The 24,880-nt window shown below is 62.9% G+C and carries 27 protein-coding genes, 1 tRNA gene and 1 pseudogene; 8 read left to right on the top strand and 21 right to left on the bottom strand.

Features of this window, described 5'->3' with window-relative positions:
• Positions 1-22: 22 nt before the first annotated feature.
• From flgG to LGR44_RS00110, 5 genes are all read right to left on the bottom strand, one after another.
• Complete coding sequence (flgG, locus tag LGR44_RS00090) at positions 23-811, bottom strand: flagellar basal-body rod protein FlgG (protein WP_226735925.1); 789 nt, start codon at positions 809-811, stop codon at positions 23-25.
• 10 nt (positions 812-821) lie between these two features.
• Positions 822-1,154 (bottom strand): flagellar hook-basal body complex protein FliE, encoded by a 333-nt coding sequence (locus LGR44_RS00095; RefSeq protein WP_226737059.1) that lies wholly within the window; start codon positions 1,152-1,154, stop codon positions 822-824.
• A gap of 2 nt (positions 1,155-1,156) precedes the next feature.
• Positions 1,157-1,573 carry a flagellar basal body rod protein FlgC gene (flgC, locus tag LGR44_RS00100; RefSeq protein ID WP_226735926.1) on the bottom strand — a complete coding sequence of 139 codons (417 nt, stop codon included), beginning with the start codon at positions 1,571-1,573 and terminating at the stop codon, positions 1,157-1,159.
• Positions 1,570-1,956 (bottom strand): flagellar basal body rod protein FlgB, encoded by a 387-nt coding sequence (gene flgB / locus LGR44_RS00105; RefSeq protein ID WP_226735928.1) that lies wholly within the window; start codon positions 1,954-1,956, stop codon positions 1,570-1,572. Before flgB ends, flgC begins: the two co-directional genes overlap by 4 nt.
• Before the next feature lie 317 nt (positions 1,957-2,273).
• The gene (locus LGR44_RS00110; RefSeq protein ID WP_226735930.1) at positions 2,274-3,938 is read right to left on the bottom strand and encodes a methyl-accepting chemotaxis protein; all 1,665 of its coding nucleotides are present in this window, start codon (positions 3,936-3,938) and stop codon (positions 2,274-2,276) included.
• A gap of 392 nt (positions 3,939-4,330) precedes the next feature.
• Here LGR44_RS00110 and LGR44_RS00115 point away from each other — a divergent pair, with 392 nt between their 5' ends.
• A complete protein-coding gene (locus tag LGR44_RS00115) occupies positions 4,331-5,938 on the top strand; it encodes a putative bifunctional diguanylate cyclase/phosphodiesterase (protein ID WP_226735933.1) in 1,608 nt (535 codons plus the stop codon).
• A 54-nt stretch (positions 5,939-5,992) separates the two neighbouring features.
• On the opposite strand, the gene LGR44_RS00120 is transcribed toward LGR44_RS00115, so the two are convergent.
• Complete coding sequence (locus tag LGR44_RS00120) at positions 5,993-7,327, bottom strand: globin-coupled sensor protein (protein ID WP_226735935.1); 1,335 nt, start codon at positions 7,325-7,327, stop codon at positions 5,993-5,995.
• A gap of 115 nt (positions 7,328-7,442) precedes the next feature.
• The gene (cls, locus tag LGR44_RS00125; RefSeq protein WP_226735937.1) at positions 7,443-8,879 is read right to left on the bottom strand and encodes a cardiolipin synthase; all 1,437 of its coding nucleotides are present in this window, start codon (positions 8,877-8,879) and stop codon (positions 7,443-7,445) included.
• A 287-nt stretch (positions 8,880-9,166) separates the two neighbouring features.
• On the opposite strand from cls, the gene LGR44_RS00130 reads away from it, so the two are divergent.
• Positions 9,167-9,406: a hypothetical protein gene (locus LGR44_RS00130; RefSeq protein ID WP_226735940.1), complete on the top strand. Its 240-nt coding sequence runs from the start codon at positions 9,167-9,169 to the stop codon at positions 9,404-9,406.
• 414 nt (positions 9,407-9,820) lie between these two features.
• Here the strand turns inward: LGR44_RS00130 and LGR44_RS21675 are convergent, their stop codons facing one another.
• The 9 genes and pseudogenes from LGR44_RS21675 to LGR44_RS00170 form a co-directional block, all read right to left on the bottom strand.
• Positions 9,821-10,168, bottom strand: coding sequence for a glycosyltransferase (locus LGR44_RS21675; protein WP_264196252.1), 348 nt, complete (start codon positions 10,166-10,168; stop codon positions 9,821-9,823).
• Between the two features lie 275 nt (positions 10,169-10,443).
• Positions 10,444-10,834: pseudogene (locus LGR44_RS00140) on the bottom strand (integrase core domain-containing protein); the annotation flags it as partial.
• Between the two features lie 25 nt (positions 10,835-10,859).
• Positions 10,860-11,234 carry an HNH endonuclease gene (locus LGR44_RS22015; RefSeq protein ID WP_404809894.1) on the bottom strand — a complete coding sequence of 125 codons (375 nt, stop codon included), beginning with the start codon at positions 11,232-11,234 and terminating at the stop codon, positions 10,860-10,862.
• 12 nt (positions 11,235-11,246) lie between these two features.
• Positions 11,247-11,519 (bottom strand): hypothetical protein, encoded by a 273-nt coding sequence (locus LGR44_RS00150; RefSeq protein ID WP_226735945.1) that lies wholly within the window; start codon positions 11,517-11,519, stop codon positions 11,247-11,249.
• Between the two features lie 1,272 nt (positions 11,520-12,791).
• Positions 12,792-13,205: a 4a-hydroxytetrahydrobiopterin dehydratase gene (locus LGR44_RS21870; protein WP_319004787.1), complete on the bottom strand. Its 414-nt coding sequence runs from the start codon at positions 13,203-13,205 to the stop codon at positions 12,792-12,794.
• Between the two features lie 1,265 nt (positions 13,206-14,470).
• The gene (locus LGR44_RS00160; protein ID WP_226735947.1) at positions 14,471-14,809 is read right to left on the bottom strand and encodes a hypothetical protein; all 339 of its coding nucleotides are present in this window, start codon (positions 14,807-14,809) and stop codon (positions 14,471-14,473) included.
• A gap of 400 nt (positions 14,810-15,209) precedes the next feature.
• Positions 15,210-15,446: an HGGxSTG domain-containing protein gene (locus LGR44_RS21875; protein WP_319004805.1), complete on the bottom strand. Its 237-nt coding sequence runs from the start codon at positions 15,444-15,446 to the stop codon at positions 15,210-15,212.
• Between the two features lie 22 nt (positions 15,447-15,468).
• On the bottom strand, positions 15,469-16,143 hold the full coding sequence (locus tag LGR44_RS00165; protein ID WP_226735949.1) for a hypothetical protein: 675 nt from the start codon (positions 16,141-16,143) through the stop codon (positions 15,469-15,471).
• 409 nt (positions 16,144-16,552) lie between these two features.
• The gene (locus LGR44_RS00170; RefSeq protein ID WP_226735951.1) at positions 16,553-17,254 is read right to left on the bottom strand and encodes a hypothetical protein; all 702 of its coding nucleotides are present in this window, start codon (positions 17,252-17,254) and stop codon (positions 16,553-16,555) included.
• Between the two features lie 170 nt (positions 17,255-17,424).
• Between LGR44_RS00170 and LGR44_RS00175 the strand changes: the two genes are divergently transcribed.
• Positions 17,425-17,500: transfer RNA gene (locus LGR44_RS00175), tRNA-Trp, on the top strand.
• A gap of 100 nt (positions 17,501-17,600) precedes the next feature.
• On the top strand, positions 17,601-18,344 hold the full coding sequence (locus LGR44_RS00180) for an SDR family oxidoreductase (protein ID WP_226735953.1): 744 nt from the start codon (positions 17,601-17,603) through the stop codon (positions 18,342-18,344).
• Between the two features lie 6 nt (positions 18,345-18,350).
• On the opposite strand, the gene LGR44_RS00185 is transcribed toward LGR44_RS00180, so the two are convergent.
• Positions 18,351-19,100, bottom strand: a complete 750-nt coding sequence (locus tag LGR44_RS00185; RefSeq protein WP_226735955.1) for an extensin-like domain-containing protein — start codon at positions 19,098-19,100, stop codon at positions 18,351-18,353.
• Between the two features lie 119 nt (positions 19,101-19,219).
• Between LGR44_RS00185 and LGR44_RS21680 the strand changes: the two genes are divergently transcribed.
• Complete coding sequence (locus LGR44_RS21680) at positions 19,220-19,351, top strand: hypothetical protein (protein ID WP_264196253.1); 132 nt, start codon at positions 19,220-19,222, stop codon at positions 19,349-19,351.
• 51 nt (positions 19,352-19,402) lie between these two features.
• Here LGR44_RS21680 and LGR44_RS00190 read toward each other — a convergent pair whose 3' ends face one another.
• On the bottom strand, positions 19,403-19,975 hold the full coding sequence (locus LGR44_RS00190; RefSeq protein WP_226735957.1) for a TIGR00645 family protein: 573 nt from the start codon (positions 19,973-19,975) through the stop codon (positions 19,403-19,405).
• A 233-nt stretch (positions 19,976-20,208) separates the two neighbouring features.
• Between LGR44_RS00190 and hemA the strand changes: the two genes are divergently transcribed.
• Together hemA and LGR44_RS00200 are read left to right on the top strand one after the other, a co-directional pair.
• Complete coding sequence (hemA, locus tag LGR44_RS00195; RefSeq protein WP_226735960.1) at positions 20,209-21,807, top strand: 5-aminolevulinate synthase; 1,599 nt, start codon at positions 20,209-20,211, stop codon at positions 21,805-21,807.
• 99 nt (positions 21,808-21,906) lie between these two features.
• Positions 21,907-22,110 carry a YgaP family membrane protein gene (locus tag LGR44_RS00200; protein ID WP_226735962.1) on the top strand — a complete coding sequence of 68 codons (204 nt, stop codon included), beginning with the start codon at positions 21,907-21,909 and terminating at the stop codon, positions 22,108-22,110.
• Between the two features lie 19 nt (positions 22,111-22,129).
• Here the strand turns inward: LGR44_RS00200 and LGR44_RS00205 are convergent, their stop codons facing one another.
• From LGR44_RS00205 to LGR44_RS00215, 3 genes are all read right to left on the bottom strand, one after another.
• Positions 22,130-22,345, bottom strand: coding sequence for a single stranded DNA-binding domain-containing protein (locus tag LGR44_RS00205; protein WP_226735964.1), 216 nt, complete (start codon positions 22,343-22,345; stop codon positions 22,130-22,132).
• A gap of 124 nt (positions 22,346-22,469) precedes the next feature.
• Positions 22,470-22,763: a hypothetical protein gene (locus LGR44_RS00210; protein ID WP_226735966.1), complete on the bottom strand. Its 294-nt coding sequence runs from the start codon at positions 22,761-22,763 to the stop codon at positions 22,470-22,472.
• Between the two features lie 158 nt (positions 22,764-22,921).
• Positions 22,922-23,446: a BA14K family protein gene (locus tag LGR44_RS00215; protein ID WP_404809895.1), complete on the bottom strand. Its 525-nt coding sequence runs from the start codon at positions 23,444-23,446 to the stop codon at positions 22,922-22,924.
• A gap of 254 nt (positions 23,447-23,700) precedes the next feature.
• On the opposite strand from LGR44_RS00215, the gene LGR44_RS00220 reads away from it, so the two are divergent.
• Positions 23,701-24,879, top strand: coding sequence for a GGDEF domain-containing protein (locus LGR44_RS00220; RefSeq protein WP_226735968.1), 1,179 nt, complete (start codon positions 23,701-23,703; stop codon positions 24,877-24,879).
• The last annotated feature ends 1 nt before the right edge of the window (position 24,880 follow it).

A 24,880-nucleotide genomic window follows, 5' to 3' on the forward strand; every position in this document is an offset into this window, starting at 1 on the left:
CATCATCAATCACTCCGCTCGGCTAGCGGATGCCCTTCGACACCGTTCCGGCCATGTCATCAGCAGCCTGGATGACCTTCGAGTTCATTTCGTAGGCTCGCTGTGCGGAAATCAGATTGGTGATCTCCTTCACCGGATCCACGTTGGATCCCTCGAGATAGCCCTGGTGGAGTGCACCGAAGCCCGCATCCGAAGGGGCGCCGACGACAGGCGCGCCCGAGGCAGGCGTTTCACGGTAGAAGTTGTTGCCGAGCGGCTCCAGGCCGGAATCGTTGGCGAAATTCGCGAGCTGGAGCTGGCCCAGGTTCTGGGGCAGAGCCTCGCCATCGACCTTCGCGAAGACCTCGCCGGACTGATTGATGCTGATGTCGATCGTATTCGGCGGAATGATGATGGCCGGCTCGAGAGCATAGCCGTCGATCGTCACGAGCTGGCCGTCGCCGTTCTTGTTGAACGATCCCGCACGGGTATAGATCGTCTCGCCGTTCGGGCTGGTCACCTGAAACCAGCCCCTGCCGTTGATCGCGAGATCCAGCTGGTTGGTGGTGTTCGTTAGAGAACCCTGGCGGTGCAGGTTACGGATTGCCGCGGAGCGAACGCCGAGGCCGAGCATGGCGCCTTCCGGGACCGGGTTTTCGCCCGCCTGGTTCGGCACACCCTGCAGGCGCTCGGCTTGATAGAGAAGATCCGTGAACTCGGCTCTCGCCCCCTTGAACGCGGTGGTATTCACGTTCGAGATGTTGTTCGCGATGACTTCGACGTTCAGCTGTTGGGCATTCATGCCGGTGGCAGCGATAGCAAGCGCTCTCATAGCCGTCTCCTTAAATAGCCATACGCGAGATTTCGAGGTAGGCGGCCACGACCTTGTCCCTGATCGCAATGGCCGTCTGGAGGGTCTGCTCGGCGGCCATGACGGCCTCGACGACCTGCTGCACCGAGGCTTTGCCCTGGATGCCGGAAATGGCAGCGGCTTCGCCTGCCTTCAGGGTTTCGGTCGCCTTCGCCGCAACCTGGAGCATCATGTCGCCGAAATCAGCGCTCTGGCCCGCCTGAGCCACCGGCGCTGCCTTCTGCAGGCTCGTTACCTGCGAGGACGCCGCCGCCTCTCCGGCACGCTCCACAAACGCCGAAATCGATGAAATCGCGTCAATCATTGTCATGCCCTCAACAGGTCGATCAGTCCCGAGATCATGGAGCGGGCCTGCTTCATCATCTGCAGATTGGCCTCGTAGGAGCGGTTAGCCTCACGCATGTCGGCCATCTCGATCAGCATGTTGACGTTGGGCATCTTCACGAAGCCGTTCTCGTCTGCCGCCGGGTTGCCTGGGTCGTATTCCATCTTGAACGGCGCCTGATCGACGCCGACCTCCTTGACCTGCACGGACGCTGCGCCGAGGGCTCTGTCGAGCTCGCTGCGGAAGGTGATGGTCTTGCGGGCGTAGGGATCGGACCCTGCCGTCTTGCCAGTCGACTGGGCGTTCGCGATATTCTCGGAGATCACGCGAAGACGGGTCGACTGCGCCTCGAGGCCCGCGCCGGCCAGCCGGGAGGATGCCTGCAGAGGATCGATCATTGTCCACCCTTCGCGCTTGCCAGGACCATCCTGTGGAAGGCCCTCACGATGCTCGTATTGAGGCTGTGCTCACGGTTGATGGCGCCGGCCTTCACCATTTCCTGCTCGATGCTGACGGAATTTCCCGAATGCATCGTGTCCCAGCTGTCGGTCGCCTTAACCTTGGTCGGGCGAACGTGCGGCGCATCGGTCGCGAGGTGCCCGCTACTCGTCGCCGCCATGGCGAGCTGGGTCTTGTTGAGGACGCTCGTGAACGGTTCGACGTCCAGTGCTTTGAAGCCAGGAGTGTTGGCGTTCGAGATGTTGCCTGCAACGGTCGCCTGACGGACGGCAAGCCATTGGGCCTGCCGCGAGGCCAGATCGAAAAGATAGACCGCTCCCACGGAATCCTCCAACGTCGATAACTTCCGCCCCCTGCCTAAGCCTGCAATCTTGCCCGAAGCTGGCGCGGGCACCTGAGGGCTTGCGGAGGAAGAAGACTTGCAACCCCTTGTTGCAGCCTATCGCGTTGCTCCATCGGGAGCCGGGATCTTCAGCGGATGCGGTCGGTCGAGGATGCGTCCTGAACGAAGGGGGGACGTGGTCGGAATGCGAGTGGCGCTTTCTGCGATCCGCCACCATGTTCTGGGGTGGCATGTACCAGCGCGACATGATTTGCCGCGCCGGTCGGTCTTCAAGGGCCGGTGAAGGAACAGCCTCGTCAGGCGGCCCGGACGCCGGACAGGAAGGAATTCACCTCCCGCCCGAGACTCTCGGCATACCGGGCCAGCTCCTGTGCGGCCCCCAGCACCTGAGCCGCGGCTGCGCCGGTTTCCCCTGCTCCGTGCTTTACATTGTCGATGCTGCCGGTCACCTGCTCGGTGCCGCGGGCGGCCTCCTGGACATTGCGGGAGATCTCACTCGTCGTAGCCCCCTGCTCCTCCATCGCGGCGGCAATCCCGGTGGAAATCGCCGACAGTTCGTCGATGATCTTCTGGATGCCCTGAATGGCGCCGACGGCCTCGGTGGTGGCTCCCTGGATCTGGGTGATCTGCGCCCCGATCTCCTCGGTGGCCTTGGCGGTCTGGCTGGCGAGGTTCTTCACCTCCGATGCGACGACCGCGAAGCCCCGGCCGGCCTCCCCTGCCCTGGCCGCCTCGATGGTGGCATTCAGGGCGAGCAGGTTCGTCTGTGAGGCAAGGCCATTGATCAGGGTCACCACGTCGCCTATGCGCTCCGCACCGGCAGCCAGCGCCTGAACGATCCCGTTCGTGCGGTCGGCATTCTCGACTGCCTGGCTGGAGATACGGGTCGACATCGTGACCTGCTGAGCGATCTCCCGGATGGAGATTGCCATTTCCTCGGTCGCTGCCGCCACCGTCTGGACATTGGCCGAAGTCTGCTCCGCTGCGGCCGCGACTGCCACGGATTCCTGGTTCGTCTGGTTGGCGGTGCTCGTCATGCTCTGAGCGGTCGCCTCCATCTCCGAAGCGGCGGATGCCAGACCCTGCGTCAGCGCAGAGACATTGCTCTCGAAGAGGCGGGTCAGCTCATCGAGCTTCGATGCGCGGCGCATCGTCGCTTCGCTTTCGGCTTCCTGTTCAGAGGCCAGGCGCTGGCGCTCGAGGGTGTTGTGGCGGAAGACCTCGACCGCCCGCGCCATGACGCCGATCTCGTTCTTCCACGACACATACGGAACCTCGCTGGCAGTGTCGCCATCGGCGAGGCTCTTCATCGCGGTCGCCAGTTTGGGGATGGGCCGGAACAGCATGCGGGCCGAAAGAACGGCAGCCAGACCGACGGCCAGGACGACAAAGAGGGAGGCGATCCCCATCCGCCACATCAGACGGTTGGCCGAAGCTGCAAGCTCCGTCGTCTCGACACCGCTACCGAGCACTCCGAGGATCTGTCCGCTCTGCCCGAAAACTGGAAGATTGATCAGCAGATAGTTCTTGCCCAGCACGGCGGCCTGCCCGACATAGGTCTGGCCGGACGAGACGACCGGGAAGACGACGCCCTTGCGATCCATGGCCGTGCCGACGGCGCGCGAGCCGTCCGGGTTGCGCATGTTCGTGGCACGCCTGATGAAGTCGCCGGACGCCGGGTCCCGCACGAAGAGAGTTGCCGGAGCCTGCGTGGCCTCGGCGATCCGATCGACCAACTCGTCGCTGTAGAACACCGCGTCGTCGTTCACGATGATGCCGTTGATGGCGCCGGAACCATCCTTGCGGACCTTGAGGCTTTTGACGGCACCCTGGAGAATGCCTGTAAACGTCCTGACATTGGCCTGCTGCTGAGCCACTGCGTTGGTGTGAACGTCCGACCAGCTCTGGAGCGACACGACAGCGAAGAGCGCGGCGGCCGTCACGATCACGAAAGCAATCATGGCCGCAGTCGTCAGCGTGGAGAGTTTTCGATTTGTAATAAAGCTCACGGCATGTACTCAGGTTTCTCCCGAGTTATTGCTTGTGCAATTAGATTTAATAACAGGTGAAATCGAATAAAATTTTAGTATTCCTGCGAGAGTTCTTTTATTGAAAGATACGATATTTCATTAATATCTCTGCTTGCACAGCCGATACCCATTGGATGTCCTCCCTTCATGCAGGATCGGGGATGATCCGTCGCGCGATTCAATGAAAATTAATTCACATCATCCAACATCAATCCATGGGCAACCTTCCGTCCAATCAACCTGAATTTGGAGAGCTTAGGCTACTTGTGCCGTTCAATTGAGTTGGCTTAGGAGCCGGAGATTGAGCGCTGGAAGGCAGTCCGATGAGTCGCATGCTGCTATCGCGCAACGATATTCTCGCCGTTTATGACTCTCCGGGGAAAGAGACGCTGCAGCTCCTGACCGGCGGCACCGCCGTGTCGAAGAAGATTCATGGAGCCGAGCCAGCGCCGCAACCGAGCGATTCCGATCCAAGGTCCCGCTCCAATGCCGTCGATCAGGAACCGTGGGAGGGGGGCGCGCGCCAGTCCCCTGCGGCACAGGTCCAAGCAGCCCGCACTGCCATCGATCAGCGTCTGAAGCAGCCGACCAGCCCCGACACGCTGACGGGGCTCAGCAGCCGAAGCCAGTTTCAGAGCCGCGGCGGCACCGCGCTCGACGAGGCCCGCCGGGACGGCCGCATGATCGCGCTCTTCCTCATGGGGCTCGATCGCTTCAAGGATCTTAACAACACTCTCGGGCATCAGGCTGGCGATGCGGTTCTGATCGAGATCGCCCGGAACCTTCAATCTCTCATGGAAGGCAACGATCTTGCCGCCCGCTATGGAGGCGATGAATTCGCCCTCATGCTGACGGGGCTGTCGTCAGAGAGCGATGTGGGCTCCGTCGCCGGCAAGATGCTTGAAATCGCGGCGGCGTCGATCAGGCACCAGACCTCGAAGCTGCGTTCCTCCGCGAGTCTCGGAGTGGCCCTCTTCCCGGAGCACGGTTCCGACATCGACGAACTGATCCAGAGCGCCGACATCGCCCTGAACCGCGCGAAGGCCGAAGGTCGGGGACGTGCGCAACTCTTTGCGCCGCAGATGCGGACTGCTCTGATGGAGCGCCTGCAACAGCTGTCGGCGTTCCAGAATGCCGTCGAGGTCGGGCAGGTCCTCCCTTATTACCAGCCCCAGATGCGGCTGTCGGATCGGCGCTCCTACGGATTTGAGGCTCTCGCACGCTGGGCCCTGCCCAACGGGGACATTCTGTACCCGGCGCATTTCAAGGCTGCGCTCGAGGATGCGGACGCGGCAATCCTCCTCGGTGAGCACATGTTGCAAAGGGTCAGCGATGACCTCAGGCGGTGGCGTGCGTCGGACATGCCGGTCTGCAAGATGTCGATCAACGTGACAGCTCCCGAATTGAAGCGCGGAGACTATGCCGAGAAAGTCGCGAGGATCTTCTCCGAGAAGGAGCTGCCCCCCTCGCAGCTGACGGTGGAAATCACAGAATCCGTTCTTCTCGACGACAAGGCCACGCAGATTTCCGAGACCTTGTCGGAGTTGAGGAGGCTCGGCGTCTCGATCTCCCTCGACGATTTCGGCACCGGCTTCGCATCGCTGACGCATCTGAAAAGCTATGCCGTCGATCAGATCAAGATCGACCGCTCCTTCGTGGCGGACCTCGCCTCGAATTCGGACGACTGGGCCATCGTGCGGGCGACCCTAGGTTTGGCGAAGAGCCTTGGGATGCGGACTGTGGCGGAAGGGCTCGAAAACTGGACTCAGCTCAAGTGCCTTCAGACACTCGGCTGCGACTACGGCCAAGGCTTTTTCTTCAGCCCGGCCGTTCCCGCTGACGAGGCGGAAGCCTATTTCCGCCTCCACCGTGCTTACAAGAAGGCCAAGCTCCACCAGTTCGTTCTTCCGGGACCGCCCAACCAGGGCTGAAGCCATGCCGGGCTCGATCCGGCATGGCGTCCCGGCGCCGGAATGATGCCGCCCCTATGCGGCGCGCGCGGCGGCAAGGAAGCGGTCGATATCCTCCTTCAGGCGGAGCAACTGCTGATCCAGCGTCTGCTTCGCGGAGAACACGTGCTGCGACGCCGTCGCCGCAGATGCCGCCGATCCGTTCAAGGTTTCAATACGCTGCACGACGGTTTGGGTGTGACCCGTCGTCTGCTGAACATTCATCGCGATCTCCGAGGTGACGGCGGCCTGCTCCTCGACGGCAGTCGCGATGGCCGTAGCGATTCCGCTGAGCTCTTCGATGATGCGTGCGATCTCGTCGATCTCGAGAGCATTCTTCTGAGTTGCGTCCTGAATGGCGCCGATGCGCGAGCCGATCTCGGTCGTCGCCTTGGCGGTTTGGGTCGCCAGGGACTTCACCTCCTGCGCCACGACCGCAAACCCTTTTCCCGCCTCCCCTGCATGGGCGGCCTCGATGGTCGCGTTGAGGGCGAGAAGGTTCGTTTGGGCAGCAATCTGGCCGATCAGCTCGATCACGTCCCCGATCTGCTTTGCCTGCTCGGCCAGACCGACAACGGATCCGCGGGTGCGCAGCGCATTCTCCAGAGCCCGGCGCGCGACATCCGCCGAGCGGCTCGCCTGCTGGCCGATCTCCCGAACGGAGGCGGCCAGCTGCTCCGTGGCCGCGGCACCCGATTGCATGTTGAGGGCCGTCTGTTCGGCGGTGCTCGCCACCTCGCTCGCCAGGGTGCTTGCCGCGCTGGTGGCGGCGTCCAGGCTCACAGCGCTCTCCGACAAGGCCCCGCTCGCCTCTCCCGATATGGTGAGGCTCGCCTCGACAGCCTCGGAGAACGACGCGATCGCTCCGGCCAGCGCCCGCCCGCGCGCCTGGCGCTCATCGACCAGAGCATCCTGGTAGACCGATATTGCAAAGTCCATGTCGAGCATCACGGCCTTGTTCATCGCGGCGATCTTCCGGGCCAGGACAGCGCCAGAGAAACGATGCTTCGTGGACAGGATGCCGACGAGCTCGTTCATGATGAAGGCGTAGCCGCCGATATACCAGCGCGGCTCCAGCCCGATCTTGTGGTGCACGAGGCCGATGCGGCGGATGCTCGCCACGTAGTCGGCATCGAACCGGCCGCTGAACAGTCTTTCCCAGTGACGGGCCTGAGCGGGGATGAGACGCCCCTGCTGCGCTCCGATGAGGGCGGAAAGATGCGGAACTTCGCGCACGTGGCTGTAGAAGCGCTCCAGAACCCCCTGCAGCGATCCCGCAATATTTTTCCATACTGCCTGGAGCTCCAAGCAGGTGGCATCGTCGATCCCAAAAAACCGGAGCCGGTCCGGAAGCGAAGTATCTTCCTGCATGGCACCCCCATGATCTGTCTGTGATTGGCGGAGAGCTCTAGGTCATGGGAGTTAACTTAAACTTGCCTCTTGCCGCTACGTCATCTGAACAAGCGGAACTTTCTGCTGATCGCGCTCACAGGAGAGGACTCAGCATGCGTGCGATGTTCTCGACCGTTTTCGAGGCGAGCGACCGCCGCCTCCAAGTCTCCGGATCGACGGTGTCGCTTGCAGCGAAGTAGCGCTCCTGCTCCTCACGCAGATGCGCGTTGAACTCCCGGTCGAACAGGACAAGGCTCACTTCCGAGTTGAGGGTGAAGGAGCGCATGTCGATATTGCTGGAGCCGATGAGGGAAACTCTGTTGTCGATGGTGAGGTGCTTCGCGTGGAGCAGCTTGTCCCGATAAAGATGAATCCTGACGCCCGCCTCCAGCAGTTCCGCATAATAGGATTTCTGAGCCAGGCTCACCAGGATCTGGTCGACGGGACGGGACAAAACGAGATGTACGTCCACACCGCGCAGGACAGCGGTTTCGAGGGCATGGAGCAGCGCCTCGTTGGGAATGAAGTAGGGCGTTGTGATGACGACCCTCCTGCGGGCGCCGTGGACGAGAGCCTCCACCAGACGCTCGACGCCCGCCTCAGGATAATCGGGGCCGCTGGGCAGGACCTGGGCCACGATGGTGCCGGTGGAGCGTGGTTCGGGGAAAAGCGCCATCGCATCGAGCACCTCCTCCGTTTCGAGGAACCAGTCGGCGACGAATACGGCTTGAAGCTCCAGGACGATTGGGCCCGTTACCCGCACGACCAGCTCCTGGTTCGTGACGCGAGGGTTGAAATCCGCATTGACGATGTTCTGCGACCCGGCATACCCGATTTCGCCGTCGATCACGGCGATCTTCCGATGGTTGCGGAGGTCCGCTCGCGCCGAGCGCCTCCGGAGCAGGTTGACCGGCAGGACCAGGTGCACCGCCACGCCACTGGCCTCGAGAGCCGCGATCACGCGGGGAGCCCAGGCGCGAGAGCCGAGGGCATCGATGAGAACCCGGCACGCAACCCCGCGATCGACGGCGCGCACGAGGGCCTCGATCACCGCCCTCCCGGACCGGTCGTCGGCAAAGATGTAGAAGAGCAAGTGGACGTGCGACCGGGCCCGGTCGATATCGGCGACGATCCTGTCAATCGTCCCCGCATAGTCCGGCAGTAGTTCCGCCCTGTTGCCGCCGAGACTTGGAAACTGCCCGAGCTTCTCGATCAGGGTGGCGGCCTGGACCAGATTTCCGGGCAGGTCGGGGAGTTGCTGTGCCGTTACGTCCCGAATCTTGTTCCTGGCCGGTTTGAGCACCTGCGGCATGCGGGCGAACCTGTCCCGCCGCCACCTGGGATAGTTCGGACGTCCAATCAAGACGTACAGGAAGAGTGCTGGCCAGGGCAGAAAGAAGAAGAACAAGAGCCATCCCTTCGCGGCCTCGGGAGAGCGCCGGAAGGGGATGATGACGAGCATGAGGAGGCGGATTGCCCATTCTGAGACCAAGTACAGTAAAGGCCAGGAAAGGGCACTGATCAAACTCATCGCCAGCCGCTTAGATCAAAATCGAGAGCCGGCGTCCTAGCACCCGGCATCCGTGTCGCCAACACTCCGCCCGCTGAAGAGTGATGGGGTCAACAGATCAACGACAGAAGCGGCCCCGGCGGGCGAGCCTGCCGATCGGGATGGTCAGTTCGGGATAGTCTGCGCGCCCCCACAAGTTGATCCGCTGCATTGCGACTCGCGATACAATATCCACTCTCTGTCCAGAGAGCAGACACGGCTGGGGCTATGGGTTTAGAGATTCCCGATCACAAGTATTGGAGATCAGGATGCTTCAACCCACTGACAAGATCGGGGCCCTCACCCGTTTTTCGGTTGGCACGATCAACGGCCGGGACGCGATGATGGTCATTGAACTCGCCACAACTCCAGTTGAGTTCGCCCACGGCATCCGGCACCGCATGCCGGTTGCAATGACTCCTGCCCATGCCAGGGAACTTGGTCAGGCCCTGCTGCTGGCTGCGGAGGCCGCCCAGATGGGGGATAGTGTCACCGATGCGATGCATTGAGGACGATTCTTCCGCCCCGATGGGTTGGAGTTGGGCTCAGCCGGCACCACCGAGGACCAGAGAAGCCTGACGAAGGCGAATTCAATTCCAAGGCAACCATCTGGCATTCACACCCCGCGATAGCATTCACAGCAAACCAACCACCTGAACTTTTATGGCTCACTAAGCCTAATTTATCGCAGAATGCAGTCCCGGGACGACTCAACGGCTCTTCGAGCCCAGGGACCCTGGTGTCAGATCGAACAAGTTAACCCCCGAAGGCAAAAGTGTCGGCTAGGCCTCGGCGGACTGCCGCGGAGCCGCTCGTCTCATCAAGTCTCGACAGGGAGCGCAGATTTTCCATTGGCCCTGCCATCCTCGTCACACGGTCGTCTTGGATCGGCCTCGACCGTGCCAGAGATCTTGTGAGGTGCCTTAAACCGTCTGATAAAGTGTCCGATATTGCGCGAAGTGTCTATTATCTCTCTCCGCACGGGCTTCGGCTAGCGTCGCCGAGTGGGCTTGGTCCGGTGAAATCTGGCCGGTCGCAATCCCTGCGTTCAGGTTCGCGAGCGCGCCTGGGCTCCTGGCAGGAAACACATGATCGACACTCAGATCCACCTTCTCCGACATTCCACCGATGTTGGAGCAGATAAGCGGTCGCCCGGCTAGGCGCGCCTCCTGGATGACTACCGGTGAGTTCTCCCACCATACCGATGGAACCACGATGAAATCGCAGGACGACATCAGGTCGAGGACATCCTCGCCACGGTATCCGCTCATGGGAGCGACGACGTCTCGGACCTCCTTTCGGACCTCCTTGAAGCGATTGCGTCCGCTGGTGGAAATCCGTTGCGGTGTAATGCCTGTTCTCGCCGTGGATCCGAATTGTGATCTGCCGTAGAGCGTGGTCCGGCAGGAGCGCCGCCGCTTCAAGGAGGACCTCGCCCTCCTTGAACGGAGTGATCTGATCGAAAAATCCGAATGGAACCGTCTGCCGTATCCCATCGACGCCCAATGCCGGCAGCGCGCCCAAATACCGGCGCCCGTACGTAAGTACGGCTTCGGACAACCTGCTCGGGTGAGGCGTCCTTGAGGACGCGTTGACGTCTCCTGTTGTAGGCTTGGTTGAAGCCCTTGAGCAGGATCTCGAGCTTGCGATAACTGTCGATCGTGATGCCCAGCACCTCGCGCTGCACCCAACCATTGAAGCGCTCAGCCAGTCCATTAGTTTGCGGCATAAAAGGCTTGGTCCTGCGTTGCACCACCTTCAGCTTGCGGCAGGCCTCTGCAAAGCCGTCGGCGGTGAAGCACGAGCCGCGGTCGGTGAGCACATGCGTGATCTTGAAGGGGCAGTGCATCGTCCTTGACGGCCAGATGGACCCAGCGCGAGCAGCGGTCGATACCCACATACAGATAGCGCTGGGATCCGGTTGACGTCCCAACTTTCCGCTCCCTTTGGCAGAATGGGCCCCTATCGCGGAACGATCCTGCCCGACATGGTTCGCTTCCAAGGGCTTGCCTTTCCAAATGGCATTGGCCTCTTGGACACTTCAGCGCCAATGAACCGGATCTTCTGCCGCTTGGCGTGTGCAGCACGGCGATGATCATCCCGGGTCTTTTCTGTCGCGCACGCCTCATGCGCAGGTCCCAGGTTTTCCAAGTCATCCGCACCTCCCAGTTCAAGTGCACGGATGTGTTCTGCAATCCAACGCTCGCGTGCGCCATCAATCATGCGATCACACAGCATGCATACCCCGCCCGTCCTCTCCCACACCTTGAGCCGCCGGTGCGGCGTGAGCTTCCGACGCGCTGTTGTGCCCATGTCGTGAATCTCTGCGTACGGCATGAGACGTCACCATCACCGATCAGAGGGTGAGGAGGGACCATCCTGCGCGCTGCCGCGATCCTCGTTCAGCACCGCAACAATCCGGCGGAACAAGCGCTCGCATTCATTCCGCAGGCTTTCACAAGCAACGATCAGCCGCGCTAGTTCCTTTTCTCGATTCTGATCAATGGAAACGAGGCGCACCTGTAAACCCAGCGAGGCAACAGTCGGCACGCCTGCACTGTCGGAGGCGTGTGAGGAGGACCCTTGTGCCTCAAAGCCGCGTTCACGAGACGTACCGGTCATTGGACTTGCTCCCTGTAATGATCGCGGGAAGGCGCCCTTACGGAACACGCATAAGTACTTTCTATCTCCTGCAAAGACCTCCACACGTGCGAGCGACGGCTATGCCGCTTGCTCCAGATTGCGATCAGAGAGACCTGCTCGGTCTTGCGGAGCGTGTAGATCTTGGCCCAGAAAGACCGAGTTTCAAAAGCTTTAACTGCAGGGCAGGATTTACTCCGATACAGTGGGTTCTGCATGGTAGAAGCCACTGCGAATGGAAGAGGATGGCAAGTCATGTGTCTAACCCTCAACAGGATCTATATACATAAAATACATTTTTTACCTCGATTTGTCAAGAAAAATGTATATGGTGAACATTTTTGCATTCAGCAATCCCACCGATGACTGTGCGTCTGACACCCCGCCTCTGTCGGGCGGCTCGAGCCCTTGCCGGTATGGAGCAGAATGATCTCGCCTCTGCATCGGATGTCGCACGATCCACGATCGGAGCCTTTGAGGTTAAAGACGAAACGGCTCGCCTCTCGCAACGGATCAATCGGATGTTGATCGAGGCGTTCGAGCGAGCGGGCCTCCAGTTCATCCCCGAGAACGGGGGAGGCCCAGGAGTTCGCTTCCGCGACCCGATCGGTAACCGAGAGCAGTCTGATCAGATCTGACGACAGGAGAGGAACAGGAGGAGCCGCGACATCCGCTCGTCTCACAGACCTACAGGGCCATGGCTCTCATGGCGCCCCTCCTCAAGGAACTTGGCGTGCCCTCGGTTTCTGGGCTCTTCCGAATTCATCGTTTGGACTGACGTGCACCAGCCGGCTTCCTCATTCCCGCCGTTCAAACACCCCTGAAGTGACGTGGATCGAGCGGTGGTCCGGACACGAGGGAGGATGCGTTGCATCCGTGTCTAGCCCGTCCAAGTCCTCCACCCCCGCCTCCTCAGATAGCTGCCCTCCACGCCCCCGACCTCCACGTCCTTCCCCGGATTTCGGATCCCTCATTGCTCAGCGCCCGCTCATCGCCAGTGAAAGTGAGGACGAGTACGACGACCTTCTGTTCAAATTGACGAGCACCGGGGCCCTGGCCGATGTCATCACGGCCGTCCGGGCGCCTCCGCGCCAATGTGCCCGATCGTCTCCCACGTGGCCTGCGCGGCGCGGTCGTGATCATTATGGGTTACGCAAAGCGTCGTGCACCAGTGCCATGGTGGCGAGACCATCGGCACTGATATCTTGCCACCACTCAAAGGAACACGCAGCGCAGCACGGGTTTCGCTTCAGTTTAGATACGGCTGCCGAATTCGCGTTGGTGCGGCCGAGGCGAGTACCAAGCTTCCGCCATGAACAGCCAGCGCTCCGATGGATCCTCCTGGCGACTTATCGGCATTCCCGCGAAACCACGCACCGCATCCGGAGATGCACCTGTCCCGTCGTATCGAGGACCGAGAGAAATGTTGTCGGGCTTCGCCGCCATGATGAAGTCGTTCTCGTGCAGCCCTTTGATTTTCTTGGTCTTGAGCGAGATCGTGGCATAACCCCAACCAAAGCGGAAGTCGAGGTGATGCCCCTCGGCCTCCGCAAGATCGGCGGCTTTGCGCACGAACGCGAAGGCGGCAGCGAAGGTCTTGAACGCGTAGGTCCGCTCAATCTGGCGGGCGTCATCATGAACCGACCACTCCGGCACCTGCTTTCGCACGATCTCAACCTTCTCGGGTGACAGCGGTGGAATGCCCCCGCGGCAGGGGGGTGCAGGTCTTCGCGGCGAGTACTGGAGTCATCGCATCCTCCAGTCCACCCGCGACCAAAGCGGCAGATCCTGATCCAGCTCACCGTCCTCTCAAGTGTGCTCGATCCAAAGGCCAGGAGAGGCATCTTACACCTCTTGCTGGCACGCGTCGTCATCTGCACCAGCTGCGCCGCACGCCATCCCAGCGCCGTGTCAGACCCCCGGCGATCAGGACCTCCCCGGCCGATTGCCCGTGATAGGAGATGACACAGAGCTTGCACCCATAGACACTCTGATCCCGACCACCCGAAGCGATCACCTCGAAGGGACGAGCGTTCATCGGCCCCAGCAGCCGGAGCTTGGCTCTTTGCACAAGCGCCAGCTCAGAGGACCATCGTGGACTGGAGATCTCAGGGGTATCGATAGCGGCGAGCCTGATTGTCATTCCGTCAGGATAGAGGGTGTCGCCGTCGACGACACAGTTCCGTTTGAATGATGAACCACAGACGCGAAAATCCACGGAGGCGGAGCGGGCGTTTGGACGAAACCCAACGCTCGGTAGGAAGGGGAACACCAAAACTCATGCAATTGCGCCACCGGCAGGCGCCGTCAGTACCAAGCGGGCACGTGGTAGCCGTGTCCTTGAAACCTGCATTCTCGAGGAAAGGCCCAGGCGCTCCGGCATAGCGATCACGGTGCCGGGCCTCTGGTCATGCCGGCTCATGGGCCAGATACCGTCCCTTCGATGATTCTCGGTTGCGGGCTTGCTTCACAGCCCTTCATGCGAGCACGCCAAGTCCGCCCGTGCCGACGCCACACGCGAACAGCACCGCACAAGCCCGAGCAACTTGAGGAGATCATCCCGTTTGTATGAGGCATCCGAGATGAACGCGGTTGCCGCGATCACCGGGAAGAGCACAGCCCCGATGAACAGCCCGTTGGAGCCACATCGCGCGGGACGCCGCCATCGGTGTCTGCGGAAGCCAGCAGATCACCGGCGACGATCGATCCCATCGGGTCTCACGATCACAGCGGCGCGGCCGTTGCGGCTATTCATGCAATCTGCCCCTCTGACGCCCTGGCAAAGGCGTCAGGCCCGCGAGGGATAACATCGCGTGGGAGCCCTGATGGCCTCCCGTCTCCATCCCTCTGGATCAGGAGGCATTCTCCCTGATTTCGGGCGCAGACGGGTTCTCAGAAATGAGAGCCCGTTCGCAGCCTCCTTGGTAGCATGGTCAGTTCGCCTGCAGCCGCTTGAATCGTACGAGGCCCGCGAGGAGCGACATGACCATTTTGCGCCGTTCTTCCCGCGCCTTCGCCTCTTCCTTCGTGCTGGCCTCCTGCTTGTAGACGAACCCATACGCCCGCCGCTGACCCTCTTGTGCCCGCATTAGCGCATTGGCATCCCGTTCGGCCATCGTGAGCAGCTTCCTCGTGACGGAGACACGGCCCTGGCTGCCATCGGTCGCAAGGCCCCTGATAGTCCGGGGCTCTTCGCCGCGGAGGAAGCGATAGGCGTTCTCTCGCACGGCAGAGATATGAATCCATGCCAGCCTTTGCTGTTCGATGAGCACGCTGCGCTGACGGGCGACAGAGGCCCTAATTAGCAGCCTCCTCCCCACCCCGCCATGAACCGATGGATTTCCCGTTCGCGCCCGCCTGACCACGGGCCCAGCCCAACGCGTCAGCTGTCCACTTGATCCTCGCACGGAACACCTTGAAGGCCCTGGCGATCGCAGTCAGTGCGACTCCGCTCCAATACTGCCTTTCAATCGCGTCCCGTACCTCTGCCGCCAATGCGACATGGGTCATCCTTTCCGGCCTCCGCCCTGGGCGAGAGACACCAGCTGCCGATCCGTTTACGTCAACCTGAATGACGCTGCGCCCAGAAAGCAAGCGCATCCAAGCAAGGTGGCGTGCGCAACGAGACCGGGCTCCGACAAAGCACCCGTCCGCCACACGCCGCTGGTGGGTTCAGTCAATCTCCCCCAAAATATGGCGCGAGCGCCTCAGCATCGCGTTCACCGCCTTGCGCCGTTCAATCATCTCCCGCGTCGACAGCCCATGCGTCAGGGCATTGCGATTGCCCTGGGGTGCTCCCGTCCCGGATGCCCCACCGTGCATCCGGCAGCGCCGCTTGCCCCTCACCGCGGGGGCCTGACACGACATGCCAGACCGGGTCCTGGCACCGCACCGCAGGCTGCTCCGCATCGGCCCCGTGTTGCGCACATGATCAGCCACGACGGACGATCCTCTCGTCCGACGGCCCAGGCGACCGCCTGATTCGCTCGTCCTGAGATACGGACACCGCGGAGCCCCTGATCCTCTCGTCTTTGACGACACCGGCTGATCCGTCGATAGCGCCGATCTCATCGCGGTGATGCTCGTGGAGGGGGGCAGGCGCATCGACATCAGTCGTTGCTTGCCCCACCTGCGCATCCATCCGGACCACGGCCTGCCCACCAGGCTGCACGGTCAGGAAATTGCCGGCTGTGACGTGGGCCAGGCCCCGCCCGCGGCGGCGATCGTAGGCCTCCTGCAGTTGCAGGTAATTCCTCAGCAGCCTCTCCGCATGCCGCAGGTTCATGTCCCGGACATGCGGCAACTGCCCCACATCCATTGCCTGCTTCAAGCAATCCATGGCGGCAAAATGCGCGGTGACAATCCCTGCACCCAGCAGGCCGTCACTGGAATCCTTCGGCTGCAGTTCTGTCAAAGCCGCAAGGGCGGCATCCGCCAGCGATGCCTGATCGGCCGGATGCCTCTTTTGCGAAGCCGGGAGGGCGTCAATGATCTGGCGGATCAGGACCTCTTGCAGCGCAACATCACTGGTCCCGGTCGCGGCTTTGAAGCGGACGCCGACCGGCAGCTCGTCGCCCCATGGGCTGGTCGATGGCAGAGTAGTCATGGAGTATCTCCGTTTCGAATCCATACCCAAAACTACCGCCCTTTCCAAATAGAGCGCCACCACCCAAAAAATCTTTTATGATTTTTTATTGTGCATCAATTGTCGCACCATTAAGTGTTCATAGACACAGCCGTTCAATTCCAGCTTATTGCAGCCCTACATCATGATCTATGACTTTACTGTGTATGGGGTTGTATTTAATGTTTCTCACTGTATCCCCCTTCTGCCACTCCCGCAGCCCTGTGAAACGGAGCACGAGGGTGCTTTCCAGGCCAACTCTGCTTCAGGGGGTTGCATCTGCAACCCCCCTGCACCTCAAAGGAGCATTATGAGCCCATCAGGTGCATTAGCTGATGGTGGTGAAGGCGCTGCACAGTGTGGTGGATGTTTGGCTCTCGAGCGGAGATCCCTATCGCCCCGCCCGCAGCAGAACCGCAATCCCGTCATGGTCGCCGGTCGTGAACTTCGGGTCGCCGATCAGGGCGTTGTCCAGGTTCACGAAACGCGCCACCTTGTAGCCGGTCGTCCGGTCGAGGCTCTGGGTGAAGCTGTCCCGCGCCTGGTTGAAGGAGGCGTAGCGATGGCGCACCGCCCGGAACGGCGCCACGTCCTCGCGGCTGAAGGCGGCGGTGAAGACATAGGCGTCGCCCATCCTATGGGGGCCGAAGATCCGTCCGTGGTTGTTGTCGAGCTCGAACACGTTGTTGGAGAAGGCGTCGTCCCGGCCCTGGGGAAGCTGGGCATAGAGCCTTCCGCCGATTGAGCCCTGGTAGCCGGTGGAATGCCCGAACCGGACCGGGTACCCCGCCTTCGCGGCCGCTGCGGTGAGGCGGGCCTTGGCGTCCTCCGCGCTCGTCGCGCCCTCGTCGAGGATGATCACGTTGATGGGCTCGCGCAGGTTCTTGCCCTCGAAGATCTCTCCGAGCCAGTCCGACGGCACCCCTTGCGCGGTCAGCATCCACTTGCCGATCTCCGGAAGGCCTTGGGGCGCGGCGATATCGGCGGCGGCCGTGCCCGTCCCTGGCGTCCCGGCCGCCTGCTGGGCTCGAGCGGCGGGGCTCGCGGCCGCGAGGGCCATCCCTATGAGAAGAGTGCGGCGCCGGATCGTCATGCGGGCCTCCCATGCGATGCCTGCCCATCGATACCACGAGGGGCCCCGTGCCGCCATGCAACCCCGTACGGGAATGTACGAACTGACAAGGCCCCTCCGCTTCTCCTAAAAGAACGGTCCCGCCGGATTAGGATGCCGTTCGACGTCGTATACGTTACGTCATCCTCTGCAGGGGAGTAGCTCAAGCGGTAGAGCGCCGGCCTCCAAAGCCGGAGGGTGCAAGTTCGACTCCTGCCTCCCCTGCCAATTCCGTCATGACCCGCACGCTTCAAGCTGAGCCGTCAGGTGATCGGCGGCGGCATCGCTGCTAAGGTCGCCTCCGGTTTCGAGAACCTGGAGGGCGGAGATGAAGACGATCCTGATCACGGGCGCCAGCCGCGGCATCGGCCGGTCGGCGGCCCTTCTGGCCGGCGAGAGAGGCTGGTCCGTGGGCGTGAACTACACCCAGAACAGATCGGCGGCGGACGAGGTGGTCGATCTCGTCACCCGCTCCGGCGGCCGGGCCGTCGCCATCCAGGGCGACGTGGCCGTCGAGGCCGACGTGGTCGCCATGTTCGACCAGGTGGAGCAGGCGCTCGGTCCGCTCGACGGGGTGGTGGCGAATGCAGGCATCGTGGGCCCGCCGCAGGCGCTGGCCGACATGAGCGGAGAGCGCATGCGCCGGATGTTCGAGGTGAACGTCCTCGGCGCCTATCTCTGCGCCCGCGAGGCGGCGCGGCGGCTCTCGAAGGGCCGCGGCGGCCGGGGCGGCTCCCTGGTGCTGGTCTCCTCCATCGCCGCGCGCTTCGGCTCGCCCTTCGAATATGTGGATTATGCCGGCTCGAAGGCCGCCGTCGACACCCTGGCCCTGGGCCTGTCCAAGGAGCTCGGCGCCGAGGGCGTGCGCGTGAACTCGGTTCGACCGGGCGTCACCGAAACGGACATCCACGCGAGCGGGGGCCAGCCCGACCGGGCCCAGCGCGTCGGGGCGACGACGCCCTTCGGACGCGCCGGACGGCCGGAGGAGATCGCCGAGGCCATCGTCTGGCTGCTCAGCGACGCGTCCTCCTATGTCAGCGGCGCCCTGCTCGACGTGTCCGGAGGGCGGTGATCCCGGTCAGCGGCAGGTGTCGTAGGGACCCATGTCGAAGTGGAAATGATCCCGGTGCGCCTCGTTGTAGTCGGGGCTCAGCACCACGTCGAAGAAGCGGCAGGCCCCGTCCCGCACCGCCCGGAGGAAGGCGGCTTCTCGCGGGTCGGAACCGCTCCAATCGTCGAGGAGCGTGATCTTCCGCCCGTCGGCCAGGACGAAGCCGGCGATGTCGATGGCGTTGGCCGTCGCATGCTCGCTTCGCCGCCCCGAGGCACGATGATTGATGTTGCGGCACGCATAGGTGCCGAAATGGATGACGCTCGCCACCTCCTGGCCCAGATGCTGCCGGGCCGCATCCTGCAGCACATGGGTTTCCAGGAGGGCCCAGGCGGCGGCGAGCGGACAGGTGGCCGTGAAGCTGCGGCTGAAGTCGACGGTCGAGTGCGCCACCTCGACCGCGTTGGCGAAGCCGCAGCCCTCGCCGAGCACCTGGTCCGGCACGGGGCTGAACCGCAGGGGAGAGTTCTCGATCACCGCGAGGCACTGGCCGGCCTTGTCCTCCAGGCGCGAGAGCTTCATGCGCGTCAGCCAGTTCGGCGCATCCGCGATACGCAGCGGCGCGAAGGGGTTGAAGCGGTCGGGAACGACGATGGTCCCCGTCCAGACGAGGCCCGACACGAGCGCCAAGCCGGCAAGGGCCGCGATCAGGAGCCGCCCGACGATCACCGGCAGCAATCTCGAACGGCGCGGCGGGCTGGGACGGTCCTCTGACATCTCCCTGTTCTAGGGCTCCGCGCCGGAACGTTCCACCCGCCGCCCCGAAGTGAGGTCGGTCACAGTCGCGGCACCGAGCCTGCGCTAGCCTCCGGCCCATCCATCGAAGGAGGTGGCCGATGAAGACGCTTCTCTCTCTTCGCATCGCGAGGGCGTTCGTGCTGAGCCTGCTCCCCGCCGCCGAACCGCAGCCGCTCCGGATCCCGGAGGAAGACGATCCGCTGCTCCCCCTCGGCGGCCTGTGGCGCTGACATCCCATTCCGGCGGGGCGCGAGATGCGGCCCCGCCCTCGCCGCGTCCGGTCAGTGAGCCTTGTCGGGCGTGGAGGCCGACATCCTGTCGACATAGGCGATGCCGATGGCGGAGAGGATGAAGACCGCGTGGATCACGGTCTGGAGGATGATGCCGGTTTCCGTGTAGTTGCTCTTGCCGGGGACGCCGACATGACCCGCCTCGATGAAAGTCCGCAGCAGGTGGATCGACGAAATGCCGATGATGGCCATGGCGAGCTTGATCTTGAGGACGCTCGCATTCACATGGCCCAGCCATTCGGGCTGGTCCGGATGCTCGTGCAGCCGCAGGCGCGACACGAAGGTCTCGTATCCGCCGACGATGACCATCATCAGAAGGTTCGAGATCATCACCACGTCGATCAGCCCGAGCACCACCAGCATGATCTGCTGCTCGGTGAATTCGGTCGCGTGCAGCACGAGGTGCCAGAGCTCTTTCAGGAACAGAAAAACGTAGACGCCCTGCGCCACGATGAGCCCGAGATAGAGCGGCAGTTGCAGCCAGCGGGAGCCGAAGATCAACGATGGAAGGGGCTTCAAGGCGGAAGCGCCGGACAGCGGCGGGAATTCGCGGTGATGCGACATGGTCGGTCAGGTCCGTGAGGAGGGAATCAGCCCAGCCGGAATCCTTGCGGTTCCGGCGAGCGCGGGAGAGATGACGAAGCTTGACCGTTTGCGCAAGTCTCAGGCTCCCTCGGCCCCTAACGCCCGCTGGTTTATCGCCTTCATCGGACCTTAGTCCCTCCTCTGCGCCGTCCTTGGTCCGTGGGCGCCTGTCAGGGGAGTGCTAAGCTTTTCCTCAGCTGGAGGGACCGACAATGAACGCCAACTGGAGCAAGCCCCAACCGATTGCGACGGCACCGAAGAACGATGGAGCGAACGGCACGATCCTGGTTCACTGCGCCTCGGGCGCCGGCTGGCAGACGAGCCGCTTCTTCGACGGCAAATGGGTGGACGCCGCCACCCTCATGCGCGAACTCGACCCAACCCATTGGCTCCCGGTCCCGGGCGGGATCGAAGAGGAAAGCCGGCCGCAGAACGCCGCGCCTCGGGCCGCGGACTACGACGGCTTCTTCCGGGCGTCTCTCGACCGTCTCAAGGCCGAAGGGCGCTACCGCGTCTTCGCCGGCCTCGAGCGCAGGGCCGGACACTTTCCCGCCGCTCAGTGGCACGGCCCCGCCGGGCCGCGCGAGGTCACCGTGTGGTGTTCCAACGACTATCTGGGCATGGGGCAACACCCCGACGTGGTGCGCGCCATGACGGAAACCGCACAGCGCATGGGCGCCGGCGCTGGCGGCACGCGCAACATTTCCGGCACGTCCCACCCCATGGTTGCGCTCGAAAGCGAGCTTGCGGACCTGCACGGCAAGGAGGCGGCCCTCGTCTTCACCTCGGGCTACGTCTCGAACCAGACCGGCATCTCCACCCTGGCCAAGCTCATCCCGAACTGCCTGATCCTGTCGGACGCGCTCAACCACAACTCGATGATCGAGGGCGTGCGCCAGTCCGGCTGCGACAAGCAGATCTTCCGCCACAACGATCTCGCCCACCTGGAGGAGTTGCTCAAGGCGGCCGGGGACCGGCCGAAGCTGATCGTGTTCGAGAGCGTGTACTCCATGGACGGGGACATCGCGCCGATCCACGCCATCTGCGATCTCGCCAAGCGCTACCACGCCATGACCTATCTCGACGAGGTCCATGCGGTCGGCATGTACGGCCCCCGGGGCGGCGGCATCGCCGAACGCGAGGGCGTCATGCACCGGGTCGACGTGATCGAGGGCACGCTCGCCAAGGCCTTCGGCGTCATGGGCGGATACATTGCGGCCTCCGCGACGATCGTCGATGCGGTAAGGAGCTTCGCGCCCGGCTTCATCTTCACCTCCGCCTTGCCGCCCGCCGTCGCGGCGGCGGCGACCGCCTCCGTCCGCCACCTCAAGGGCTCAGCCATCGAGCGGCAGCGCCAGCATCTCCAGGTCGCCAAGACCAAGGACGCCCTGTCGCTCGCCGGGCTTCCGCTCCTCGACACGCCGACGCATATCGTGCCCGTGATCGTGGGCAATGCGGAAGCCTGCAAGGCCGCGACCGACCGGCTTCTCGAAAAGCACGGGATCTACATCCAGCCGATCAACTATCCCACCGTGCCCCGCGGCACCGAGCGCCTGCGCATCACGCCCACACCGCTCCACACCGACGAGCAGATCGCGGCTCTGAGCGCGGCTCTCGTCGAAGTCTGGACGGCTCTGGGACTGCCGCTCTGGACCGGCTTCGCCGCCCCCAAGAGGAAGCAGTGCTCCAACGGGAAATCCGCCTGCACGGGCAATCTCTGCGGCAAGGTCCTGCACTGCGAGGAAGCGTTCCTCTGTGCGATCTCGGACGCCGAGGCCCTCGCGGCGGCGCGGGCGGACGCCCTGCTCTAGGAGCGCCCCTGAAGACGGGTATGGACGGACAAGCGTATCCTTTGTCCGTCCCCCCATTTCGGTGTAAGATCCCTGTCGGTCTCTGACGGAGGCAATGCAATGACAGTCGAACGCGCGATTCTTCTGACGGTGGGCGGGCTCATCATCGTCAGCATCCTGCTCGCCGTCTATGTGAACCTCAACTGGCTCTGGCTCACCGGCATTCTCGGCGCTCACCTGGTGCAGGCATCGTTTACGGGCATGTGCCCCGTCGTGATGATGCTCAAGCGGCTCGGATTGCCCAGCAAGCCAGGGTTCACCTGAGACATCGCGCTTTCCGGGTTCAGTGGCCGAGCACTTTCTCCAAAGCCTCTTCGAGGTTGCGGATTTCGATCGGCTTGGAAAGTGTCGGGCGTCCGGTGAAGTCGAGCCACGGCTTGTTGAACCAGTCGCACAGCTTGTCGAGGCCCGAGCGCCAGATCATGACGGGGGCGAAATCGGCAAGCTCGCGGAACTCCCGTTCGCCGAGATCCTGATTTGGTGAGGCAGATTGATCCAAGGATTCCATCGAGGGAAGCGGGGCCGTTCGCGCAGCACGGCACGCACATATAGAGGAAAAGATCGATCGCCCAAGGACCGTTTTCCGCCCGGCCGGGAGGAGCCGACGGCGCTTCGCCCGCAACCTACCGGTTGGACTGGCCCGGCGCGACGCTTCGGCACCGGTACCCGACGAAGCATTGGGGATTGTCGGCGGTCGGAGCCCAGGCCGTCTCGTATCCTTCGGTGACCGCGCAGAAGCCGCCACCGCTCACGAAGCGGTCATAGGTGTAGGGGCCGGTGTTCAGCACGATCGCGCCCTGGGATCGCACGAGACCGGCCGCTTGGGCACAACTCATGGCCGTGGTGTTCGGTCTCGTTTGAGACCAGGCCGGCGTGCCGAACAGGATCGCGAGGAGAATGACAGCCAGTCTCGACATGAGACACCTATCAGCAGTCGGGGAGACGCTATAGAGGCTGGAGCGCTTCCTCGGCCGGTCAAGGACGGCGCCCATCACGGAATCGTCAAGGCTGGCGCGCCGACGCAAGAAAAAGGCGGCTCGCGATGAGCCGCCTCGATCAGTCGCTTGTTCGGGACTTATCCGCCGTAGGGCGACACGCAGGCCTGCCGCGGCCCGTTATAGGGTTGATAGGAGTTGTCCGATACCCGGTAGGACTTCCAGCGCTGCTCGCACCATGCCACATGCGCCGCACTCAGGCGGACCGGAGCATAGATGGGGGGCGCTGCGACCGCGGGCTGGTTGGCAATGGCGCCGCCGATGATGGCACCGGCAACGAAAGCCGCCGGCGGGAACCACCAGCCATTGTAGTGGCGATAGCCACGGCGGTACTCCCTGAAGCCGCGATGGCCGTTGTAGTAGCCCCATCTGCCGCGATGCTCGAACCGCGGCCGCTCGAAGCGACGCTCGAAGCGCCGGCGCTCCAAGCGGCGCTCGAACCGATCCCGGTCGCCGTCACGGCGAAACTGGACCTGCTGGACAGCATCATCACCGCTCTTTCCAGAAATCGCTGGAAACGGTGCAGCATTCGCGCTCGACAGCGCGGATCCTGCGAAAGTAAAGGCGAGCGACAACGCACAAAGACCTGAAACAACTCTCTTCACGACTATCTCCACAGGCATCGATATGTCTTATGCCGGATACGAAATTGGCTCCTGGCCAGTGAACGCAAACTGAATGCTGACATTAAGCTTTCGTAAGGTTCAGCATGCGCGATCCCTGCCTATGGCTAGCCGGGAAAGCCGACTTGCTGTAATCGGGCCCGGAGGTCGTCGGGAGACAAGCATCGAGCCAGCTTCCCGCGCTAGAGTCCGGAACCGCCTCGTCCCGACCTGTTTCACCGAATCATTTTTCACCAATGAACTTAGACCCACCGACGCTTGGTTTCGTGTTCGTTCTGACGACGGCGGTCCTCGGAATCCTGCTTCTATTCGCCTGGCTCATCAACCGCACGATTACCGCCCTCGCCTGGTGGGGCAGCGCATTCGTCCTCGTCTTCTGCGGCATGGCTCTCGTGAGCCTGGACCAGAGACCCCCCGGCATGAGGGTGCTTCTCGTCGCCAACGGCTTCATGGCCCTGGCCTACGGCGCCCTCTATTCGGGATGCAGGGTGTTCAACGGCCGTTCGGGCGCGTTCCAGTCGCTCGTCGTCGGCCTCGTGGTCTGGCTGGTCGCGTTCCTGGCCATCCTGGACAATGCAGGGGCACGACTGCTCGTCATGTCCCTGATCGCAGGCACCTATGCCGGACTTTCGGCCTGGGAACTCTGGCGACACGGACCGCACCGCCTGACATCCCAGCTCGCAGCGGTCTTCCTCCTCGTCGGCCTGACCGTTTTCAATGCGTTCCGGGGCGTGCTCGGCGTGTCGGCGACCTCGGTGTTCTGGATCGACGTCTTTGCCAAACGCTGGTCGTCCGAGATGGCGCTCATCCTTGTCGTCTACATGCCGGCCCTGGCCTTCATCTTCCTGTCGATGGCCAAGGAGCGCATGGAGATTGCCTACAAGCATGCCGCCCTCGTCGATCCCCTGACCGGCATTCCCAACCGGCGCGCCTTCTTCGACAGGGCCGCGGGCCTGATCAGGGCGGCGGGCCAGAAACCCGTGAGCTGCCTGCTGTTCGACCTCGACCGGTTCAAGGGCCTGAACGACCATCATGGCCACGACATTGGGGATCAGACGCTGCGCATCTTCAGCCGAACGCTCAGCGAAAAGGTCCCCGGAAAGGCTTTCGGGCGTCTGGGAGGCGACGAGTTCGCGGCGGTTCTGCCTCTCGACAGGAATGAGGCTCGAGCCGTCGCGGAGGACATCAGGCAGTCATTCGCATCGGCCGCGGAAGCCGTTCTGGGACTGCCCATCCAGGCAACGGTCAGCGTCGGGTGCGCGACCGCGAATGCCAGCACGGTCGAGCACCTGCTCGGGGAAGCGGACGAAGCTCTCTACCGGGCGAAATCCGACGGCCGGAATGCCGTTGCGGCGATCGGCGGCAAACCTCCCAGATCCGGGTCGACGCGACGGCGCGACTGGGCAGCCTCCTGAC

It is taken from the genome of Microvirga lenta (genome assembly GCF_020532555.1).
Taxonomy (GTDB): Bacteria; Pseudomonadota; Alphaproteobacteria; order Rhizobiales; family Beijerinckiaceae; genus Microvirga; species Microvirga lenta.

Coding starts and splice junctions, on each gene's coding strand:
- flgG (WP_226735925.1), bottom strand. CDS start 811: ATGAGAGCGCTTGCTATCGCTGCCACCGGCATGAATGCCCAACAGCTG.
- LGR44_RS00095 (WP_226737059.1), bottom strand. CDS start 1,154: ATGATTGACGCGATTTCATCGATTTCGGCGTTTGTGGAGCGTGCCGGA.
- flgC (WP_226735926.1), bottom strand. CDS start 1,573: ATGATCGATCCTCTGCAGGCATCCTCCCGGCTGGCCGGCGCGGGCCTC.
- LGR44_RS00110 (WP_226735930.1), bottom strand. CDS start 3,938: ATGATTGCTTTCGTGATCGTGACGGCCGCCGCGCTCTTCGCTGTCGTG.
- LGR44_RS00115 (WP_226735933.1), top strand. CDS start 4,331: ATGAGTCGCATGCTGCTATCGCGCAACGATATTCTCGCCGTTTATGAC.
- LGR44_RS00120 (WP_226735935.1), bottom strand. CDS start 7,327: ATGCAGGAAGATACTTCGCTTCCGGACCGGCTCCGGTTTTTTGGGATC.
- cls (WP_226735937.1), bottom strand. CDS start 8,879: ATGAGTTTGATCAGTGCCCTTTCCTGGCCTTTACTGTACTTGGTCTCA.
- LGR44_RS00130 (WP_226735940.1), top strand. CDS start 9,167: ATGCTTCAACCCACTGACAAGATCGGGGCCCTCACCCGTTTTTCGGTT.
- LGR44_RS21675 (WP_264196252.1), bottom strand. CDS start 10,168: ATGAGCGGATACCGTGGCGAGGATGTCCTCGACCTGATGTCGTCCTGC.
- LGR44_RS22015 (WP_404809894.1), bottom strand. CDS start 11,234: ATGCCGTACGCAGAGATTCACGACATGGGCACAACAGCGCGTCGGAAG.
- LGR44_RS00150 (WP_226735945.1), bottom strand. CDS start 11,519: ATGACCGGTACGTCTCGTGAACGCGGCTTTGAGGCACAAGGGTCCTCC.
- LGR44_RS21875 (WP_319004805.1), bottom strand. CDS start 15,446: ATGCGGAGCAGCCTGCGGTGCGGTGCCAGGACCCGGTCTGGCATGTCG.
- LGR44_RS00165 (WP_226735949.1), bottom strand. CDS start 16,143: ATGACTACTCTGCCATCGACCAGCCCATGGGGCGACGAGCTGCCGGTC.
- LGR44_RS00170 (WP_226735951.1), bottom strand. CDS start 17,254: ATGACGATCCGGCGCCGCACTCTTCTCATAGGGATGGCCCTCGCGGCC.
- LGR44_RS00180 (WP_226735953.1), top strand. CDS start 17,601: ATGAAGACGATCCTGATCACGGGCGCCAGCCGCGGCATCGGCCGGTCG.
- LGR44_RS00185 (WP_226735955.1), bottom strand. CDS start 19,100: ATGTCAGAGGACCGTCCCAGCCCGCCGCGCCGTTCGAGATTGCTGCCG.
- LGR44_RS21680 (WP_264196253.1), top strand. CDS start 19,220: ATGAAGACGCTTCTCTCTCTTCGCATCGCGAGGGCGTTCGTGCTGAGC.
- LGR44_RS00190 (WP_226735957.1), bottom strand. CDS start 19,975: ATGTCGCATCACCGCGAATTCCCGCCGCTGTCCGGCGCTTCCGCCTTG.
- hemA (WP_226735960.1), top strand. CDS start 20,209: ATGAACGCCAACTGGAGCAAGCCCCAACCGATTGCGACGGCACCGAAG.
- LGR44_RS00200 (WP_226735962.1), top strand. CDS start 21,907: ATGACAGTCGAACGCGCGATTCTTCTGACGGTGGGCGGGCTCATCATC.
- LGR44_RS00210 (WP_226735966.1), bottom strand. CDS start 22,763: ATGTCGAGACTGGCTGTCATTCTCCTCGCGATCCTGTTCGGCACGCCG.
- LGR44_RS00220 (WP_226735968.1), top strand. CDS start 23,701: ATGAACTTAGACCCACCGACGCTTGGTTTCGTGTTCGTTCTGACGACG.